The following is a 19,258-nucleotide window of genomic DNA, read 5'->3' as shown; positions in this document are numbered from 1 at the left end:
AACACTGCAAGGAGCCGCACCTGTGAGCAGTGCCGACGACCAGACCACCACAGCCAGCACCGAGCTGCGCGCGGACATCCGCCGCCTCGGCGACCTGCTGGGCGAGACCCTCGTACGTCAGGAGGGCTCGGAGCTCCTCGAACTGGTCGAGAAGGTCCGCCGCCTGACCCGCGAGGACGGCGAGGCCGCCGCCCGCCTGCTCGGTGGCACCGAACTGGAGACGGCGGCCAAGCTGGTCCGCGCCTTCTCCACGTACTTCCACCTGGCGAACGTGACCGAGCAGGTCCACCGCGGACGCGAGCTGCGCGCCCGCCGGGCCGCCGAGGGCGGGCTCCTCGCCCGTACCGCCGACCGGCTGAAGGACGCCGACCCCGCTCACCTGCGCCAGACCGTGCAGCACCTCAACGTGCGCCCCGTCTTCACCGCACACCCCACCGAGGCCGCCCGCCGCTCCGTCCTCAACAAGCTGCGCCGCGTCGCCGAGCTCCTGGAGACCCCGGTCATCGAGGCCGACCGGCGCCGCCACGACACCCGCCTGGCCGAGAACATCGACCTGGTGTGGCAGACCGACGAGCTGCGCGTCGTGCGCCCCGAGCCCGCCGACGAGGCACGCAACGCCATCTACTACCTGGACGAGCTGCACGCCGGCGCCGTCGGGGACGTACTGGAAGACCTGACGGCCGAGCTGGAGCGCGTCGGCGTCGAGCTGCCCGAAGGCACCCGCCCGCTCACCTTCGGCACCTGGATCGGCGGCGACCGCGACGGCAACCCGAACGTCACACCCGACGTCACCTGGGACGTCCTGATCCTCCAGCACGAGCACGGCATCAACGACGCCCTCGCCCTGGTCGACGAGCTCCGCGGCTTCCTCTCCAACTCCATCCGCTACACCGGAGCCACCGAGGAGCTCAAGACCTCCCTCCAAAAGGACCTGGAGCGGCTGCCCGAGATCAGCCCCCGCTACAAGCGGCTCAACTCAGAAGAGCCCTACCGCCTCAAGGCCACCTGCATCCGGCAGAAGCTGGAGAACACCAAGGAGCGCCTGGCCCGCGGCACCGCCCACGAGGAGGGCCGCGACTACTACGGCACCGGCGAACTGCTGGCCGACCTCACCCTCGTCCAGACCTCGCTGCGCGAGCACAAGGGCGCCCTCTTCGCCGACGGCCGCATGAACCGCACGATCCGTACGCTCGCCGCGTTCGGCCTGCAGCTCGCCACCATGGACGTACGCGAACACGCCGACGCCCACCACCACGCGCTCGGCCAGCTCTTCGACCGCCTGGGCGAGGAGTCCTGGCGGTACGCGGACATGCCGCGCGAATACCGGCAGAAGCTGCTCGCCAAGGAGCTGCGTTCGCGCAGGCCGCTCGGCCCGTCCCCGGCCCCGGTGGACGCCGCGGGCGAGAAGACCCTCGGGGTCTTCCTCACCATCAAGAAGGCCCTCCAGGTCTTCGGGCCCGAGGTCATCGAGTCCTACATCATTTCCATGTGCCAGGGCGCCGACGACGTCTTCGCCGCGGCCGTCCTGGCCCGCGAGGCCGGGCTCATCGACCTGCACGCGGGCTGGGCCAAGATCGGCATCGTGCCGCTCCTGGAGACGACGGACGAGCTGCGCGCCGCCGACGTCATCCTCGACGAGATGCTGGCCGACCCCTCGTACCGCAGGCTGGTCGCGCTTCGGGGCGACGTCCAGGAAGTCATGCTCGGCTACTCGGACTCCTCCAAGTTCGGCGGCATCACCACCTCGCAGTGGGAGATCCACCGCGCCCAGCGCAGGCTGCGCGACGTCGCCCACCGCTACGGCGTACGGCTGCGCCTCTTCCACGGCCGCGGCGGCACCGTCGGGCGTGGCGGCGGCCCCTCGCACGACGCGATCCTCGCGCAGCCCTGGGGCACGCTCGAAGGCGAGATCAAGGTGACCGAGCAGGGCGAGGTCATCTCCGACAAGTACCTGGTGCCTTCGCTGGCCCGCGAGAACCTCGAACTGACGGTCGCCGCGACCCTCCAGGCCTCCGCCCTGCACACCGCTCCCCGCCAGTCCGACGAGGCGCTCGCCCGCTGGGACGCGGCGATGGACGTCGTCTCGGACGCCGCGCACTCCGCCTACCGGCGGCTTGTGGAGGACCCGGACCTGCCGACGTACTTCCTCGCCTCGACGCCGGTGGACCAGCTCGCCGACCTGCACCTGGGCTCGCGGCCCTCCCGCCGCCCCGGCTCGGGCGTCTCGCTCGACGGCCTGCGCGCCATCCCGTGGGTCTTCGGCTGGACGCAGTCACGGCAGATCGTGCCGGGCTGGTTCGGCGTCGGCTCGGGCCTGAAGGCGCTGCGGGAGGCCGGTCTGGACACCGTGCTCGGCGAGATGCAGGAGCACTGGCACTTCTTCCGGAACTTCCTCTCGAACGTCGAGATGACGCTCGCGAAGACGGACCTGCGCATCGCCCGCCACTACGTGGACACACTCGTCCCCGACGAGCTGAAGCACGTCTTCGACGTCATCGAGGCGGAGCACGCGCTGACGGTGCAGGAAGTCCTGCGGATCACCGGCGGCGAGGAACTCCTCGACTCCCACCCGGAGCTCCAGCAGACTTTCGCCATCCGCGACGCTTACCTGGACCCGATCTCCTACCTCCAGGTGGCGCTTCTGAAGCGCCAGCGGGACGCGGCGGCGGCAGGCGAGGAGCCGGACCCCTTGCTGGGCCGCGCCCTCCTCCTCACCGTCAACGGGGTGGCGGCGGGGCTGCGGAACACCGGCTGATTTTTCCTGGCGTGGGCGCCTCGGATCCAGGGCTCTGCTGCTCTGGCTTCGGGGCGCCCTTCTTGTGCCCTGGGGCGGGGCGGGGCCCAGGTTGTACCGCCCGCTTCGCGGCGGTTTTTTTCCCACCCACCCACCCGTTCACCCGGCATCGGATCGGTGCCGGACCTGCTTTACCGCCCGCTTCGCGGCGGATCTTCTCCCGCCCACCCACCCGATCACTCCGCATCGGATCGGTGCCGTACCTGCTGTGTCGCCCGCCCACCCACCCGCCCGATCACGCGGCATCGGGCTTCTCGCTTGCACTGTGATGCGGGGTGAACGGGTGGGTGGGAGGGGACGATCCGCCGCGAAGCGGCGGGCTGGAGGCGAAGACGAGGGCGCGGACGTCGTGATCGCCCAACCCCTCCGCGCCAGAGAACCCCGCCAAGCCGAGCGGCTCGGCAACGCTAGAACGCCAGCGTCGCGAACGACGCCGTCAGCAAGGCCGTGCCCGCGAGCGCCATGGCCCACGCCACCCGCGGCAGGCGCAGGCCCCCCGCGACCACCACCGCCGCGAGCAGCAACGCGCCGCCCAGCGGGAGCCACGCGTGGAGGAACCCGGGGCCGCCCGTGCGGACGACCTCGTTGGTGCCGGGTTTTACCGCCACGGGGATGTTGACCCCCTTCTTCTCCGCGATCGAGCGGTCGATCACCACCCGGTCGCGCGGCTCGAACCCGGCGGTCGAAGGGACGTACGAACCGACGCATTCGTCGGAGGAGCACCGCGTCACCCGCATCGTGCCCCGCTCACGGTCACCGCCGAGCATCACGTGCTGAGCCGTCCCCCAGGACGCCCAGACGCCCGCGACCAGCAGCAGCGCCGCGAGCCCGCCCATCGCCGTCCGGCGTACGAGTAGCAGCGCGTTCATGGCGGCGATCCTTGGCCATAGCCATGCGCTCAGTCAACAGTTCGCGGCCGGAGACTACGCGGAAACCACGCCACGACCACCGCCCTCAGGAGTTGTACGAACTCTGCGCCCGCTCCAAGCCCTCGATCACCAAGGCCTCCGCCGCGTCCGCCGCCCGGTCCACGAAGTAGCCCAGCTCCTTGCGCTCCGCCGACGCGAAATCCTTCAGCACGAAATCCGCCACCTGCATACGACCCGGCGGACGCCCGATCCCGAACCGCACCCGGTGATAGTCCGCGCCCATCGCCTTCGTCATCGACTTCAGACCGTTGTGCCCGTTGTCGCCGCCGCCCAGCTTCAGCCGCAACGTCCCGTAGTCGATGTCCAGCTCGTCATGGACCGCGACGATGTTCGCCGTCGGCACCTTGTAGAAATCGCGCAGCGCCGTCACCGGACCACCCGACACGTTCATGTACGACATCGGCTTCGCCAGGACGACCCTGCGGCTGCCCGGACCCGCCGGACCGATCCGGCCCTCAAGGACCTGCGCCTGCGCACGCCCGCTCCGCTTGAACGAGCCGCCGATCCGCTCAGCCAGGAGGTCGGCCACCATGAAACCCACGTTGTGCCGGTTCATCGCGTACCCGGGACCTGGATTGCCCAGACCCACGATCAGCCACGGCGCGCTGGGATCCGTGGGGTCCGTCGTCATCTGCATGTCTCCTTCATAGCCCAACCGCCGCCCCACGCACGGAGCGTGGAGCGGCGGTTGGCAGAGTCGAGCTCAGTTCGTGGCGGAGGCTCAGGCCTCGGCGGCCGCGTCGCCCTCACCCTCGGCGGCCTCGGAGGCCTCCTCGGCCTGCGCGGCCAGAACCTGGAGGACCACGACGTCGTCCTCGACGTTCAGGGTGGTGCCGGCGGGCAGCGGGATGTCCTTGGCGAGGATGGTCGCACCGGCCTCAAGACCGGCGATGGAGACGGTCACCGACTCCGGGATGTGCGTGGCCTCGGCCTCGACGGGCAGCGCGTTCAGCACGTGCTCGAGCAGGTTGCCACCCGGGGCGAGCTCGCCCTCGGTGTGCACGTAGATGTCGACCGTGACCTTCTCGCCCTGACGCACGAGGAGCAGGTCGACGTGCTCGAGGAAGCCCTTGATGGCGTCACGCTGGACGGCCTTCGGGATCGCCAGGTGCTTCTTGCCTTCGATGTCCAGGGCAAGCAGGACGTTGGACGTACGGAGCGCGAGGTGCAGCTCGTGGCCCGGAAGCGTGACGTGGATGGGGTCGCCACCGTGACCGTAGACAACGGCGGGAACCTTGGAATCGCGGCGGATACGGCGGGCAGCGCCCTTGCCGAACTCGGTGCGGGTCTCGGCGGCGAGCTTGACCTCGGACATGTGCACTCCTCGTACGTCAGATCTGTCGGATGGGGTCGGTTACCCGGCCATACGACTACTGGCCTGCTACGAAGAGCGCGTCGATAACGGACCGCCGTACTGCAATGAGTACGGCCTCCCTCGCCGAGCAACTCGGTGAGTCTACCCGGCGGGGAGGCCGCCCCAAAAATCGATCTTCAGCAAGCCCCTGTGGGCTAAGCCGCTGCGGGCTACGCCTGCTCGTCGAAGAGGCTCGTCACCGAACCGTCCTCGAAGACCTCACGCACCGCGTTCGCGATGGTCGGCGCGATCGAAAGGACCGTGATCTTGTCGAGCTCCAGGTCACCCGGGTCGGGCAGCGTGTCCGTGAACACGAACTCGCTCACCTTGGAGTTCTTCAGACGGTCGGCCGCAGGACCCGAAAGCACACCGTGCGTCGCCGTCACGATGACGTCCTCCGCGCCGTGCGCGAACAGGGCGTCGGCGGCGGCGCAGATCGTGCCACCCGTGTCGATCATGTCGTCGACCAGGACACAGACGCGGCCCTCGACATCACCGACGACCTCGTGGACGGTGACCTGATTGGCGACGTCCTTGTCACGGCGCTTGTGCACGATCGCGAGCGGCGCGCCCAGACGGTCGCACCAGCGGTCGGCGACGCGCACGCGGCCGGCGTCGGGGGAGACCACGGTCAGCTTCGAGCGGTCGACCTTCGCGCCCACGTAGTCCGCGAGGACCGGCAGCGCGAAGAGATGATCGACCGGGCCGTCGAAGAAGCCCTGGATCTGGTCCGTGTGCAGATCCACCGTGAGGATGCGGTGGGCGCCCGCCGTCTTCATCAGGTCCGCCACCAGACGGGCCGAGATCGGCTCACGGCCGCGGTGCTTCTTGTCCTGGCGTGCATAGCCGTAGAACGGCACGATCACGGTGATGGAGCGGGCCGACGCACGCTTCAGCGCGTCGATCATGATCAACTGCTCCATGATCCACTTGTTGATCGGAGCCGTGTGGCTCTGGATCAAGAAGCAGTCCGCGCCACGAGCCGACTCCTGATACCGCACATAGATCTCGCCATTGGCGAAATCAAAAGCCTTCGTCGGCACGATGCCGACACCCAGCCTGTGTGCGACCTCCTCGGCCAACTCGGGGTGGGCGCGGCCGGAGAAGAGCATCAACTTCTTCTCGCCGGTCGTCTTGATCCCGGTCACAGCACTTGTCTCCTTGACGAGTTCTTCCCGCTGCCGCTCCCACGCGTCCCGTGCGCGAGTCGGCCGAAATAATGTGCGCCTATCACGGTACGCCGTGTCCGACGCACCCGTTTCCGGTCAGCTTCCGCTTGCCGAATTCCTGGACTCCCCGGACGCCGCCTCCGCGGCACGCGCAGCCGCGCTCCCCGGACGCTTCCGCGCCACCCAACCCTCGATATTCCGCTGCTGCCCACGGGCCACAGCCAGCGAACCCGCCGGAACGTCCTTCGTGATGACCGAACCCGCCGCCGTGTAAGCACCGTCCCCGACAGTGACAGGAGCCACAAACATATTGTCCGAGCCCGTCTTGCAGTGAGACCCCACCGTCGTGTGGTGCTTCGCCTCACCGTCGTAATTCACAAAGACACTCGCCGCGCCGATGTTGGTGAAATCACCGATCGTCGCGTCACCCACGTACGAAAGATGCGGCACCTTCGAACCCTCACCGATCTTCGCGTTCTTCATCTCCACATACGTACCCGCCTTGGCCCGCACACCGAGCCGGGTCCCCGGCCGCAGATACGCGAACGGACCCACACTCGCCTGCTCCCCCACCTCGGAGTCATTGGCGACCGTGTTGTCCACCCGCGCGCCCGCGCCCACCCGGACATTCTTCAGACGGGTGTTGGGCCCCACCTCGGCACCCTCACCGAGATGCGTGGTGCCGTGCAGCTGCGTGCCCGGGTGCACCAGCGCGTCCTGCTCGTACGTCACCGTCGCGTCGATCCACGTCGACGCGGGGTCCACGACCGTGACACCGGCCAGCATGGCCTCCGTGAGCAGCCGGTCGTTCAAGGTGCGCCGGGCCTCGGCCAGTTGGACGCGGTTGTTGATCCCCGCGATCTCCTCATGATCGACCGCCACGGCAGCGCCCACGCGATGCCCCGCCTCACGCAGGATCCCCAGGACGTCGGTCAGATACTCCTCACCCTGACTGTTGTCCGTACGCACCTTGCCGAGCGCCTTCGCGAGCAGCTGCCCGTCGAACGCGAACACCCCGGAGTTGATCTCACGGATCGCGCGCTGGATCTCGGTGGCGTCCTTGTGCTCGACGATGCCGGTCACCGCACCGCTCTCACCGTCCCGCACGATGCGGCCGTAACCGGTCGCGTCCGGAACCTCGGCGGTGAGCACCGTCACGGCATTGCCGTCACCGGTGTGCGTCGCGGCCAGCTTCCGCAGCGTCGCACCGGTGAGCAGCGGGGTGTCACCACAGACGACGATGACCGTCCCGTCCACCGAACCACCGAGCTCGTCCAGAGCGATACGGACGGCGTGCCCCGTGCCCTTCTGCTCACTCTGGTACGCCGTGCGCACGTCGGGGGCGATGGTCCCCAGGTGCTCCACAACCTTCTCGCGCGCGAACCCGACGACGGTGACGAGCCGCTCCGGGCTCAACGCGTACGCGGCTTCGAGTACATGCCCGATGAGGGAACGCCCGCAGATCTCATGCAGGACCTTGGGAGTGGCCGACTTCATACGGGTGCCCTCACCCGCTGCGAGGACGACGACGGCTGCCGGGCTGTTGGCGCTCACGGGGGTGCCCTTCGGCTTCGGATGTGCGGGGTGTGGACATCCGCAGGATACCGGGGCGTTGTGGGGCGGAAATGAGGGCGGGTCCTGACCTTGCGGTCAGGACCCGAACAGAGGGCTTGTGGGCCGTGGCTCCCCCGCAAGGATTCGAACCTTGTCCTACTAGTACCAAAAACTAGTGTGCTGCCAGTTACACCACGGGGGACAGCGCCTCAGACCTTACCCGAGCCGAGTCGCGGCGTCAGTCGCGATCCCCTTCCACCAACCCTCAATCCGGCAGTACAAATCGGCTCCCTGCCGAACTCTGATCACGAGGCAACCTCGGTAGTCGTCGCCAGTGTTCTTCCGGACGGTCTTCGGGTTGTGCCTCTTCAGGGTCGTCCGCTGGAAGGTGGAGGCGTCGACCTGCACGATGTCGGCCCAGTACTGCTCCGCGGCGGCCACGTCGGCTGACTCGTGGATCATGACCCGGTAATTCAGGCGCTCCGCTGCGATCCCGAGCAGGTCGAGCCAGGCAAGGTAGACATGGATCACATCCGGGTCGCTGTTGATGAAGATGACGCTCTCGCGGCGGGCGTACGGCTTGCTCTTCTGCCCCTCCGCCCAATAGAGGCCGACCCCCATGACGAACAGCTCGCGATCGCTGAGTTCGCCGATCTCCTTGTTGGCCGCTTGCTTCGTGGCCTTGCGCCTATCGTCCTGCTCGGAGCGGAGCTTCGTGAGCCCCTCCCGCATGAGTGCGCGCTGCTCTTCCGGCGTGTAGCGAGGCTCAGGCTTCGGCAGATCCCGCACCCACAGCGAGATCGAACTCTTCGAGCACCCCAGTTCGACCTGGATCTGGTCGTAGGTGAGGCCCTGGAGTCGCAGCTCCCGCGCCCGCTCGCGGAGGTCGTCCTTCGCCTTCGGTCGCTTCGTCCACTCTGGCGCCGGCTCGCCCTGCACCAGCCGGCTCAGCATGTCGTTGTTGAAGACCTTCAGCTGGTCCCGGATCTGCCGCAGGCTCAGTCCCTCGCGCCGCAAAGCGATCGCTCGCCCCCGCAGCCCCTCGAAGTCGGCGTACTTGCCCGTGATTTCTGTCATGCGGCAACACTCGTCCGGAATGCGGACGTCCGGCCGGGAAGCGGGAGCGGTTCAACAGTTCGAGGGAATCCGGGCGGTTTCGCTTTCTGTCGAACAGCGCGTGCGTTCGATCACCGAGCCGGAAACTCGCCGGAAAAGGAAGGCTTGTCGCCCGTAGGCTGGCAGGTATGACCACGACGGGGGAGAACCACAGCGCGGCCGTGACCGGGCCGTGGTGGTGGGAACGGCGGCGCAGTGCCGTGCTGGATGTGGGGCTCGCGCTGGCTTCGGCGGTGGAGTGCGGGGCTGAGGGGATCACGTTCTCGGGGGATACCGGGGTGCCCGCGGCGGTGGGTGTGGGGTTCGGTGTGCTCGCCGGGTTCTCGCTGTTGTTGCGGCGGCGCTGGCCGATCGCCGTGGTGCTGGTCTCCATCGCGATCACCCCTGCCCAGATGGGGGTTTTCCTGACCGTGGTGGGGCTGTACACGCTGGCGGCCTCGGAGCTCCCGCGGCGGATCATCGGGTCGTTGGCCGGTATGTCGCTGCTGGGGACGCTCATCGTCACGCTGGTGCGGACGCGGCAGGACATGGCGAGCGGGGATCTGGGGTTCGCGGAGGGGTTCATACCGTTCATCGCGATCACCACGTCCATCGGGCTGACCGCGCCGCCGATTCTGCTCGGGCTGTATGTCGGGGCGCGGCGGCGGCTCATGGAGAGCCTGCGGGAGCGTGCCGACAGCCTGGAGCGTGAGCTGCAGCTGCTTGCCGAGCGGGCCGAGGAGCGTGCGGAGTGGGCGCGTAATGAGGAGCGGACCCGGATCGCGCGGGAGATGCATGACGTGGTCGCGCATCGGGTGAGTCTGATGGTCGTGCATGCGGCCGCGTTGCAGGCCGTGGCGAGGAAAGATCCTGAGAAGGCCGTCAAGAACGCTGCTCTGGTCGGTGACATGGGGCGGCAGGCGCTGACGGAGCTGCGCGAGATGCTCGGGGTGTTGCGTACGGGGGAGAGCAGGCCCGCGGCGGGTGGCCGGCATGGGTCGGCGTCGGATGTGGTGCCGTTGGCCGCTGTGGGGTTCGCGGCGGCTGCCGCCGCCTCGCGTGTCGCGGTGGATGAGGACGGGCCGTGTCTGGAGGAGCTCGAGGAGCTGGTGGGGCAGTCGCGTGCGGCGGGGATGGCCGTGGAGCTGTCGGTGGAGGGTGAGTCGCGTGCGTATGCGGCGGACGTCGAGCAGACCGCGTACCGCGTGGTTCAGGAGGCGTTGACCAACGTGCACAAGCATGCGGCGGGTGCGAAGACGTATGTGCGGCTCGCGCACCGGGGTGCGGAGATCGCGGTGCAGGTGGAGAACGAGCCGCCGTCGGAGGCGGGTCCGGGTGACGCGCGGTTGCCGAGTGGTGGGAACGGGCTCGTGGGGATGAAGGAGCGGGTCAAGGTTCTTGGCGGTGTGTTCGTGTCGGGGCCGACGGACGCGGGTGGCTTCCGGGTGTCGGCTGTGCTGCCCGCGCCTGTGGTCGCCGAGGCCGAGGCCGAGGCTGGGGCTGAGATCGAGGCCGGGGTCGAGGTGGAGATGGACGCCGAGGTCGAGGCCTGAGCGAGTCGACGCCTGCCTGAGCAGAAGAAAGGCTTCAGCTTGCCGTGAGCCGTTCCGGCCGGGTGCCCGAGACCAGGGTGGCGAGCGCTTCGTCGATGTCGGACCCGAGGTACCAGTCGCCGCTGTGGTCGAGGCTGTAGACGCGGCCGTCGGCGTCGATGGCCAGGAGGGACTGGGTCTCGGTCTCCTCGCCTATGGGACAGACCTCGGTGTCGAGGGCGCGGCCGAGGTCGCCGAGGGTGCGGGCGAGGTGGAGTCCGTACATGGGGTCGAGGTGCACGGTGGCGGGCGCTATGTGGCGGCCGGGGCCCTGTGGGGTGATGTGGAGGCCGCCGAATTCCGCCCAGGCCTCGACGGCGGCGGGGAAGACGGCGTGCCGGTGGCCGGCGGGTGAGGTGTGGCTGCGCAGGACGTCGGCCCAGATCTCGGCCTGCTTTATGTCCCAGCGTCCGGGGCGCCAGCCCGCCGCGCGCAGGGCGGCGTCGACGGGTACGGGGAAGCGGGGGGACGCGGCGCTCTGGGCGGGGTGTTCGGTGCGGTGCTGCTCGGGGAGCTGCTGTTCGGTGAGTTGCTCGGGGTGCTGTTCCGTGTACATAGGTGCCCTCGTTGCGGTTCGCGGTTCGTGGTTCGCGGTTCGGTGGGGGGTCAGGCTTCCGTTGTGGTCGGGTCCACGACGCGTACGTTGAAGTGCGCTGTGAGGGCGGTGCAGGAGCGGCAGGGGCGGGCGAAGCTGCCGTGCAGGGGGTCGCCGTCCTCGCGGATGCGGCGGGTGGTGAGTTTGGCGTGCTTGAGGGCCTTGCGGGCCTCGCCGTTGGTCATCGGTTTGCGTGCGGCCCGTTTGGAGCGGGTCGAGTCGGCGGCCGTGAGGTGGCGCGAGATGAGGATGGCTTCGGCGCAGCGTCCGGTGAAGCGTTCGCGCTGGCTGCTGGTGAGGGTGTCGAGGAAGTCCTGTACGAGGTGGTGCAGGGCCGGGGGTTCTTCCCCGCGGCCCGCGGTACAGGTGAGGGTCGCGCCGCGGACGGAGAGCGCGGCGGCGACGGTGGGCAGGATGCCGTCGCGGCGCTGGCGCAGGGTGGGTGCGTGTGCGGTGGTGCTGCTCCAGCCGACGCGTGGGTCTCCGGTGTCCGCGGGGCTCTCGGCGGTCGCCGAGGGTGCGGTGGTGGCCGCCGTGTGACCGGCCCCGCCGGTCTGTGCCGTGTGCATGGTGGTGCTTCCCTCCCCGCAACTCGCGGTGGTGACCGCGTGTGCCACGCCCCCGCGTTGCGGGGACAGCCTGCCAAATGGGGCGGGTGGTGCGGAAGCTGGGGCACCGCGACACGCCTGGCTTTCGTCGCACGGTGACGGTCCGGTGGCTGCTGGTCATGGAACCGGAGGCCCGGTGACCGGTGTCGTCCTTGCGCATAGGCTGTCGACATCCGCAGTGCGCGGAACGCAGGACAAAATACGCAGTAACCACGCACAGCACCCACGTGCAGCGTTTACGCACAGCATTCACGTGCAGCGTGCACGTGCAGCACCACGCACAGCATCACGTACAGCGATCCGCAGAACCCAACAGTGCCGCAGGGGGCAACCGCCATGACGACAGGTCGGCTGGGGCAGCAAGCCGCGCCGCCGAACGCGGCCTACGCCGGGCAGGTCGTGCACTTCCCGGATCCGGTCCGGGCCACGCGCCATCCCAGAGGGGTGCGTGTGGATGAGCACGGCTATCCGGACTTCTCGGCGTACGCGCGTGCCGCCGCCGAAATCGCGGAGCCCCCCGAGGGCTTCGGGGTCGACGAGTTGCGTCTGACGGATTACGTCTCGGCGAACGCGGCGATGGCCGCGGCGGACCATGACCTGTGGGACACGATCCCGCCGGTGGCGACGCCGCACGGCTGGACGTGGCATCACGTGCCGGGCGGTCGGCGTCTTGAGCTGGTTCCGGTGGAGGTGAAGGCGCTCCTGCGGCACCACGGCGGGCTCGCCACGACTCCCGTGGACCAGAACAAGAGGGGTACGCGCCCGCTCCAGGAGACCCGCCCCGCGCATCTCGCGCTGCCGAAGTCGGCGGTCGCGGTGAGCGAGCAGGAGATCCTCGGCGCGGAGGAGGACCTGGGCTACCGGCTGCCGGGTGCCTACCGTTCGTTCCTGAAGGCCGCGGGCGGCTGTGCGCCGGTCGGTACGGCGCTGGACGCGGAGCTCGGACTCCTGATCGACCAGCCGTTCTTCACGGTGCGCGACGAGGCCGCGGTCAACGACCTGGTGTACGTCAACAAGTGTCTGCGCGACCACCTCACAAAGGATTACCTGGCAGTCGGTTTTGTGCAGGGTGGGCTGCTGGCCGTGAAGGTCAAGGGTGACCGGATCGGTTCGGTGTGGTTCTGCGCGTACGACGACGCACGGGACGTCTCGGAGACGGACGCGTGGTCGGCCGCCGAGCGGGTGGAGCGGCTGTTGCTGCCGTGCGGTGACGATTTCGACGCGTTCTTGTCCCGTCTTGCGGGTAATCCGCCGGAGTTGGAGACCGTGGCGAACCTGATGGTGGACGGCGGCTTCGCGCGCGCCGTCCCGGTGGGGGAGTGACTTGTCGATGGTGACCTTCGCGCAGGCGCAGGAGCGCGCCGAGGAGTGGATCAACGGCGATGTGCCCGGCTACCAGCATCGTGAGGTGCGGGTGCGGGAGTTCGAGCTGGGTTTTGTGGTGTGGGCGGAGGACCGGGAGTCCGGTCCGGTGTCCGACGGCGGCCGTCAGCGGCTCGTCATCGCGCGGGACAGCGGCGAGGCGACGCTCTGGCCCGGGCTGCCGGTGGGTGAGGTGATTCGCCGGTACGAAGAGGAGTACGGCATCCCGGATGCGGCGCCGCAGGACGCGACTCCGGCTCCTCCGGAGCGGGTTGACCTGAATCAGACGTCGTTCCTGTTGAGCCCTCCGGAGTGGCTCCAGGAGGCGGCGGACAAGCTGGGTATTCCGGATCGGCGGGCGGAGGCGGGGTCCGTGACCTCCTCCGGGTCGTCTGCTGGGTCTTCTGCTGTGTCGGACGCGTCCAATGGGGGCGCTGGATACGGCAGTTCGAAGCCCGCCGCGCCTGCTGCCCCTGTCGCTTCGGCGGCTCCGGAAGCGCCCGGTGGCGGTACGCCGTGGCCCGCGGCCGGGGCGTCGAGTGCGCCTGCCGATGCCACTCCGTGGGCCGGTACGGACACCAACGCGGATTCCGGTGACGACCGTTCGGTGCCCGCGCCCGCCACGGTGTTCGCGCCGCCGCTGGTCGGCGGTGACGATGACGACGCCCCGCGGCCCGGGGTGGCGCCGGAGGCCAAGACCGCGCTGATGCACGGGGGCAGCGGCCTTCCGTCGACCACGGTGGCGCCCGCGCTCGACGGCCCGAACCTGCCGCCCCCGCCGGGCGCGGGTGCTCCCGGTGCTCCCGGGGTTCCCGACCCGTCCGCGTACGGCTATCCGCAGGGCCCTGGCTCGCAGACCCCGCCGCCTCCGACCGCTCCGGGTCCGAACCTGCCCCCGCCGCCCGCAGGCGCCGCGGTGAACATGCCGCCTCCGCCGGGTGTGGGTGCTCCCGGGGTTCCCGATGCGTCCGCGTACGGCTACCCGCAGGGCCCCGCTCCGGCCGCCGCCGCCCAGCATTCCGTGCCGCCCGGCGCGGGTGACATCGCCGATGCCGCGACCAGCAAGGCGCAGGCACCGCCGCGTGGTGCCCGTGGAGGCGGCTCGACCACTCCGCCGCCGCCCAGCGCGCCGGGGGCTCCGGGCGCGCGCCCGGGGGGTACGCCGCCGCCGTCAGGACCCGGTGCTCCGGGCACCCCGGCGGGCGGTTACGTCCCGACGCAGCTCGTGTCGGCGCTGGGCCCCGAGGGACCTCAGCCGCCCGCGGCTCCGGGCACCCCGCAGCCGCCCGCCGCTCCCGGTACGCCGCCCCCCGGCGGCGGTGTCCACCACGCGGCGACGATGCTGGCCGACCCGAGCCTGGGCGGCCCCGGCGGCATCAAGCCGCCGGGTGCTCCGCAGCCTCCCGGCCCGCCCGGTGCTCCTGGTGCCCCGCAGCCTCCCGGGCCCCCCGGCGCTCCGGGCACGCCTCCCGGCGGCGTTCACCACGCGGCGACGATGCTGGCCGACCCGAGCCTGGGTGGCCCCGGCGGCATCAAGCCGCCGGGTGCTCCGCAGCCTCCCGGCCCGCCCGGTGCTCCGGGTGCCCCGCAGCCTCCCGGGCCCCCCGGAGCTCCCGGCGCACCTCAGCCCCCTGGCGCACCCGGAGCCCCTGGTGCTCCCGGTGCTCCCGGCGGCAATGTCCACCACGCCGCGACGATGCTGGCCGGACCCGCGGTCGGCGGCCCCGGCGCGCCCCTCCCGCCGCAGGCTCCGGGCGCCCCGGGCATGCCGCCTCCCGCACCCGGCCACCCCGCCCCGGGCCAGCCCTACGGCTACCCGCAGCCGCCCACCGGTCAGCCGACCGTCGGCCCCGGCTACCAGGCCGTACTCCGCTACCGCGCGCAGGACGGCTCCGAGCAGCAGCTCATCCGCCGCTCGGCGCCCGGTACGCCGCACCCGGAGTGGCAGATCCTGCACGAGTTGCGCGGCATGAACGTGCCGCCGCAGCAGGTGCTCGAACTCCACACCGAGCTGGAGTCGTGCGAGCTGCCGGGCGCGTACTGCGCCCGCATGATCCGGGAGACGTGGCCGCAGGCGCGGATCACGTCGATCGCCCCGTACGGCAGGGACCACGCCTCACGCCAGGGCGGCATGCAGCAGCTCATCGCGCACCAGGGCGAGTTGCACCAGGTCGCGGACGGCCCGGCGCGCCCCGCGCCGGTGCGCGCGCCGCTGCCGCAGGTGCAGCCCGCGCCGCCGATCCCGCCGGAGGGTGTCGCGCAGGAGCTGATGGCGGCCTTCGGGCCAGGCATCTTCCGCTTCGACCAGCGTGCGGTCTCCCGGCAGGGCGTGCCGGACCTGGTGGCGCACACCCTCGTGGTGGCGGGCCTGCCGGTCGACTTCGGCCCGTTCTTCTGGGCGCAGGCCCAGCCCGGCCGTCCGGTGCCGACCCTCGCCGAGACGGCACAGGAGCGCGGGGTGCAGCCGGCCTCGGACGCGGGTTCGTACCTCGTCATGGGCAGCGACTTCGGCCGCGCGATCTGCGTCCAGTACGGCACGGCGAACATCGTCGCCGTGCCGGTGGAGGCCGGTCCGGGCGGTGCTCCGGTGCCGCCGCAGTTCGTGAACACCGGTCTGCCAGAGTTCGCGCGCTGCCTGGCACTCCTCGGCCGTATGTGGCGGCTGCGCTTCGGGCTCAACCAGGAGCAGGCGGGCCGCTGGACCGTCGACTTCCAGGGCCAGCTGGCCGCCCTCGACCCGGCGGCGCTCGCGTCGCCGGAGAGCTGGTGGTCGGTGCTGCTCGAGCAGATGTGGGACGGCCTGCTGTAGTCCGGTCAGTTCCGCCGCGGTGACGAACGAGGCGCCTGATCCGTCGTACGGATCGGGCGCCTCTGCTCTGTGGCTGCTTTGTGTCTGCTTTATGGCCCCGATTCCGACTTCTGCCACCAATTGACGCATCCTTGACCGGGTGGGACGGGCGGAGTGTCGCGTTATGAGCGCTTCCGCTTGATCCATCAGGATGTGCGCCAGTCGCGTTATACGCGCGTGGTGCCTCGGAGAGGGGATTCAAGGATGAGCAGCGGTGCAACGGCGTCGCCCCACGGCTTCGTCACCGTGCGCGGACGCGGCTACCGTCCCGAGCAGGTGGAGACGTACGCCCTCGGTCTGTCCCAGGACCGCGACGGCGCGTGGGAGCGCGCCGCCCGGCTCACCGTCCTCGCCAAGGAGATGGAGGCGGAGGCGGAGCGGCTGCGGGACGTGGTGGCGCGGCTCGCCCCGCAGACGTACGAGACGCTGAGCGAGCGCGCGCGGAACGTCCTCGCCCTGAGCGAGGCGGAGGCCGCGGCCGTGCGGGACGCGGCCGACGCTGAAGCGCGGCAGCTGACGGCGGAGGCGGAGTCGGAGGCGGCGAAGGTACGTGAGGCGGCTCGCGCGTACGCCGACGAACTCCTGGCCGAGGCCGAGGAGCGGACCCGGCAGCGGCTCCTGGCCAGCCGCGCCACCGCGGACGAGTCGCGGATCGCGGCCCGCCGTGACGTGAAGGAGTGGCGGGGCGAGGCGCTGGCCGCGCTCCGGGAGACGAAGCGGCGCGGCGCCGCCCTCCTGGAGGAGCAGGAGAAGGAGCACGCCGAGCGCTGGGAGGCCGCCGAGCGGGAGATCGCCGAGCGGCAGGCGGCGGAGGAGGCACGCGAGGCCGAGCTGGTCGCCGCCGCGGAGGCCCGCCTCTCCGAGGCCAAGCGGGCCTTCGCGGAGGCGGAGGAGTCGGCCCGCCACGGCCAGGAGGACGCGGAGGCGCGGGCGGCGGAGCTGGTCGCGGAGGCGGGCGTACGGGAGGAACGGGTGGCCCGCGAGACGGAACGGCTGCTGCGGGAGCACGGCGAGGAGTGGGACGAGGTGCGGGCACACATGGAACACGTACGCAGCAGCCTCGCGGCACTGACGGGGCGGGCCCCGGCGGAGGGCGGTCCGTAGGCCGCCGCTTCGCGGCGGATCTTTTCCCGCCCACTCACCCGATTACCCCGCAGCCGCCCCGTGCCCCACTACCGTCGCGTCACCCCCGCCTGATCCCCGCCAAAATCCACCCCTCCACCGCCTCGTACCGCTTGCGCTGCTCCTCGGACTCCCGGGGGCCCGATGACACCGTGCCCAGCCAGCCGAGGAGGAAGCCGAGGGGGATGGAGGCCAGGCCTGTCGTGGTGAAGGGGAACCAGTTGAAGTCGTGCTCGGGGAACGCCGAAGTGGGGGCGCCCGACACGAGGTTGGTGCCTGTCATGAGGATGACGGAGCCGAGCGTGCCGCCGATGAGGGTCCACAGGAGGCCCCTGCGGGTGTAGCGGCGCCAGAAGAGGCTGTAGACGAGCGCCGGGGCGAGGGCGGAGGCGCCCAGGCAGAACGAGAGCGTCACCAGGGGCTGGAGGTTGCGGTGCTGGACCATGACCGCGAGGACGATCGCCACGCCGCCGACCGCGAGGGCCGATGCGCGGGCCAGTGTCAGCTCCCTGCGTGGCGTGAGGCCTCTGCGGACATGGGCGAAGACGTCGTGCGCCAGGGAGTTGGCGCAGGCGAGGATCATTCCGGCGACCGAGGCGAGCAGTGTCAGGAAGATCGCCGTGGTGACCGTCGTGAAGATGAGGGTCTGGGCGGTCGAGGCGTTCGCGCCGAAGACCGCCTTGGAGCCGAGGAGGTAGGCCGTGTTGCCCTGCGGGTCCGCCCGCGCGATGGCGGCTCGGCCGATCATGGCCGTCGCGCCGAAGCCCACTATCGTGATCACGAGGGCGAAGAGTGCCACCAAGGAAACCGCCCATGACATCGAGCGGCGTATCTCGGGCGCGCTGCGCGCCGTGTACATGCGCATCGTCACGTGGGGGAGGCAGGCGCCGCCCAGGACCACCGTGAGCTCTGAACTGATCATGTCCAGGCGGGGGTTGGGGCTGCCCGCGAACTGCAGTCCTGACTGGAGGAAGGCGGGCCCCGCGCCGCTGCCGTGCCGGGCGGCGGCGAGGAGCGCGCCCAGGTCCCAGTCGAAGCGGCGCAGGATCAGGGCGGCGATGACCAGGCCGGAGCCGAGCAGCATCACGATCTTCAGGATCTGGATGAGGGCGGTGCCTTTCATGCCGCCGATCGCCGCGTAGCTGATCATGAGTACGCCGAGTGCGACGACGCATCCCGTCTTCACGCCCTCGCTGGAGAACCCGAGGATGAAGGAGAGCAGATCGCCCGCGCCGGCGAGTTGCACCAGCATCAGGGGGAGGAGCGCGGCCAGTGTCGCCGCGCACGCCGTGATGCGTACGGCGCGGCCGGGCATCCGGCGTGCCAGTACGTCACCCATGGTGAACTGCCCCGCGTTGCGCAGGGGTTCGGCGAGCAGGAACATCAGGAGCATCAGGGACAGGGCCGTGCTCAGGGCCAGGACGACTCCGTCGTATCCGACGAGCGCGATGATTCCGCCGGTGCCGAGCACGGTCGCCGCGGAGATGTAGTCGCCCGCGATGGCAAGGCCGTTGCGCATCGGCGAGAGCGCGCCGTAGCCGGTGTAGAACTCGCCGAGGTCGTCGCGGTCGGGGCCTGTCATCACGCACAGGAGCAGCGTGAGGGTGACGACGGCGGTGAACGCCACCAGGGACATGGCCTGCGCGGAGTCGGCGGCCAGGGTGACGCCCGGGCTCATCGGTTGGCCTCCAGCTCCGCCAGTTTGCGCAGCCGTTCGGCCATCGGGTCGAGCCTGCGGCGGGCCGTGACCTCGTACAGCGCTATGGCGAGCAGGGTGACGGGCACCTGGCACAGGCCGAGCAGCAGTCCGGTGGAGAGGCCGCCGGTGACCGTGCCGGTCATCAGGGACGGGGCGAAGGCGGAGAGGATCAGGAAGAGCGTGAAGTAGCCGAGCGCGGTGAGGGTGGCGACGCGGCGCTGCCAGCGGTAGGCGCTGCGCAGATAGCGCAGGTCTCTGTGGCGGCCGAGTGCGGGGTGGCGGGGGAGTCTGATGGGGGGTGGGGGAGGCGGCGGAGCGGGGGGCTGCCAGGGGTAGGTGGGGTAGGAGGGGGAGGAGTCGTGCGGGGGGAGGTGGGGGCGGTAGGCGTGGCGGGGGTGATGGGGTTGATGGGGTTGATGGGAGGGGTCGGGGTGTTGGGGCTGGTGAGGGTAGGACATCCCGGTTCTCCTTGCGCGGCGTCGGTCCGGTGCGGGACCGCAGGGAGCGAGAGGTGAGAATCGAGCACGTTACTTGTAA

15 protein-coding genes and 1 tRNA gene are annotated in these 19,258 nt (G+C 70.5%); 5 read left to right on the top strand and 11 right to left on the bottom strand.

The genetic code is table 11. The features are described 5' to 3' along the window. Positions 1-22 precede the first annotated feature (22 nt). A complete protein-coding gene (gene ppc / locus ACGFX9_RS24465) occupies positions 23-2,755 on the top strand; it encodes a phosphoenolpyruvate carboxylase (RefSeq protein ID WP_393475749.1) in 2,733 nt (910 codons plus the stop codon). Between the two features lie 446 nt (positions 2,756-3,201). Here the strand turns inward: ppc and ACGFX9_RS24460 are convergent, their stop codons facing one another. The 7 genes from ACGFX9_RS24460 to ACGFX9_RS24430 form a co-directional block, all read right to left on the bottom strand. Next, complete coding sequence (locus tag ACGFX9_RS24460) at positions 3,202-3,663, bottom strand: hypothetical protein (protein WP_393475746.1); 462 nt, start codon at positions 3,661-3,663, stop codon at positions 3,202-3,204. A gap of 85 nt (positions 3,664-3,748) precedes the next feature. After that, positions 3,749-4,354 (bottom strand): aminoacyl-tRNA hydrolase, encoded by a 606-nt coding sequence (gene pth / locus ACGFX9_RS24455; RefSeq protein WP_393475743.1) that lies wholly within the window; start codon positions 4,352-4,354, stop codon positions 3,749-3,751. Positions 4,355-4,444: 90 nt separating this feature from the next. Continuing rightward, positions 4,445-5,038: a 50S ribosomal protein L25/general stress protein Ctc gene (locus ACGFX9_RS24450; protein ID WP_393475740.1), complete on the bottom strand. Its 594-nt coding sequence runs from the start codon at positions 5,036-5,038 to the stop codon at positions 4,445-4,447. A 209-nt stretch (positions 5,039-5,247) separates the two neighbouring features. Continuing rightward, positions 5,248-6,225 (bottom strand): ribose-phosphate diphosphokinase, encoded by a 978-nt coding sequence (locus tag ACGFX9_RS24445; protein WP_393475737.1) that lies wholly within the window; start codon positions 6,223-6,225, stop codon positions 5,248-5,250. A gap of 117 nt (positions 6,226-6,342) precedes the next feature. Beyond that, positions 6,343-7,800: a bifunctional UDP-N-acetylglucosamine diphosphorylase/glucosamine-1-phosphate N-acetyltransferase GlmU gene (gene glmU, locus ACGFX9_RS24440; protein ID WP_393475735.1), complete on the bottom strand. Its 1,458-nt coding sequence runs from the start codon at positions 7,798-7,800 to the stop codon at positions 6,343-6,345. A 126-nt stretch (positions 7,801-7,926) separates the two neighbouring features. Continuing rightward, a tRNA-Gln gene (locus ACGFX9_RS24435) sits at positions 7,927-8,002 on the bottom strand. 14 nt (positions 8,003-8,016) lie between these two features. Beyond that, on the bottom strand, positions 8,017-8,877 hold the full coding sequence (locus ACGFX9_RS24430; RefSeq protein ID WP_393475732.1) for a hypothetical protein: 861 nt from the start codon (positions 8,875-8,877) through the stop codon (positions 8,017-8,019). 167 nt (positions 8,878-9,044) lie between these two features. On the opposite strand from ACGFX9_RS24430, the gene ACGFX9_RS24425 reads away from it, so the two are divergent. Next, complete coding sequence (locus tag ACGFX9_RS24425; RefSeq protein WP_393475729.1) at positions 9,045-10,448, top strand: sensor histidine kinase; 1,404 nt, start codon at positions 9,045-9,047, stop codon at positions 10,446-10,448. A 34-nt stretch (positions 10,449-10,482) separates the two neighbouring features. Here the strand turns inward: ACGFX9_RS24425 and ACGFX9_RS24420 are convergent, their stop codons facing one another. Together ACGFX9_RS24420 and ACGFX9_RS24415 are read right to left on the bottom strand one after the other, a co-directional pair. After that, complete coding sequence (locus tag ACGFX9_RS24420; protein ID WP_393475726.1) at positions 10,483-11,043, bottom strand: SUKH-3 domain-containing protein; 561 nt, start codon at positions 11,041-11,043, stop codon at positions 10,483-10,485. A 50-nt stretch (positions 11,044-11,093) separates the two neighbouring features. Then, positions 11,094-11,651 (bottom strand): YwqJ-related putative deaminase, encoded by a 558-nt coding sequence (locus ACGFX9_RS24415; protein ID WP_393475723.1) that lies wholly within the window; start codon positions 11,649-11,651, stop codon positions 11,094-11,096. A gap of 375 nt (positions 11,652-12,026) precedes the next feature. On the opposite strand from ACGFX9_RS24415, the gene ACGFX9_RS24410 reads away from it, so the two are divergent. The 3 genes from ACGFX9_RS24410 (at position 12,027) to ACGFX9_RS24400 (ending at position 17,004) form a co-directional block, all read left to right on the top strand. Next, positions 12,027-13,013: an SMI1/KNR4 family protein gene (locus ACGFX9_RS24410; protein WP_393475720.1), complete on the top strand. Its 987-nt coding sequence runs from the start codon at positions 12,027-12,029 to the stop codon at positions 13,011-13,013. Between the two features lie 7 nt (positions 13,014-13,020). Further along, positions 13,021-15,861, top strand: a complete 2,841-nt coding sequence (locus tag ACGFX9_RS24405) for an SUKH-4 family immunity protein (protein WP_393475717.1) — start codon at positions 13,021-13,023, stop codon at positions 15,859-15,861. Between the two features lie 243 nt (positions 15,862-16,104). After that, positions 16,105-17,004, top strand: a complete 900-nt coding sequence (locus tag ACGFX9_RS24400) for a cellulose-binding protein (RefSeq protein WP_393475714.1) — start codon at positions 16,105-16,107, stop codon at positions 17,002-17,004. Between the two features lie 79 nt (positions 17,005-17,083). Here the strand turns inward: ACGFX9_RS24400 and ACGFX9_RS24395 are convergent, their stop codons facing one another. Both ACGFX9_RS24395 and ACGFX9_RS24390 read right to left on the bottom strand, forming a co-directional pair. Continuing rightward, positions 17,084-18,700, bottom strand: a complete 1,617-nt coding sequence (locus ACGFX9_RS24395; protein ID WP_393475711.1) for a cation acetate symporter — start codon at positions 18,698-18,700, stop codon at positions 17,084-17,086. Beyond that, positions 18,697-19,179, bottom strand: coding sequence for a DUF485 domain-containing protein (locus tag ACGFX9_RS24390; RefSeq protein WP_393475708.1), 483 nt, complete (start codon positions 19,177-19,179; stop codon positions 18,697-18,699). The genes ACGFX9_RS24395 and ACGFX9_RS24390 overlap by 4 nt, the downstream gene beginning before the upstream one ends. Positions 19,180-19,258: the final 79 nt, after the last annotated feature.

Origin of the sequence: Streptomyces sp. NPDC048436 (assembly GCF_043200355.1) — a bacterium.
Taxonomy (GTDB): Bacteria; Actinomycetota; Actinomycetes; order Streptomycetales; family Streptomycetaceae; genus Streptomyces.
The sequence above is the reverse complement of the archived record's forward strand: the minus strand, read 5'-3'. Positions and strand labels throughout refer to the sequence as shown.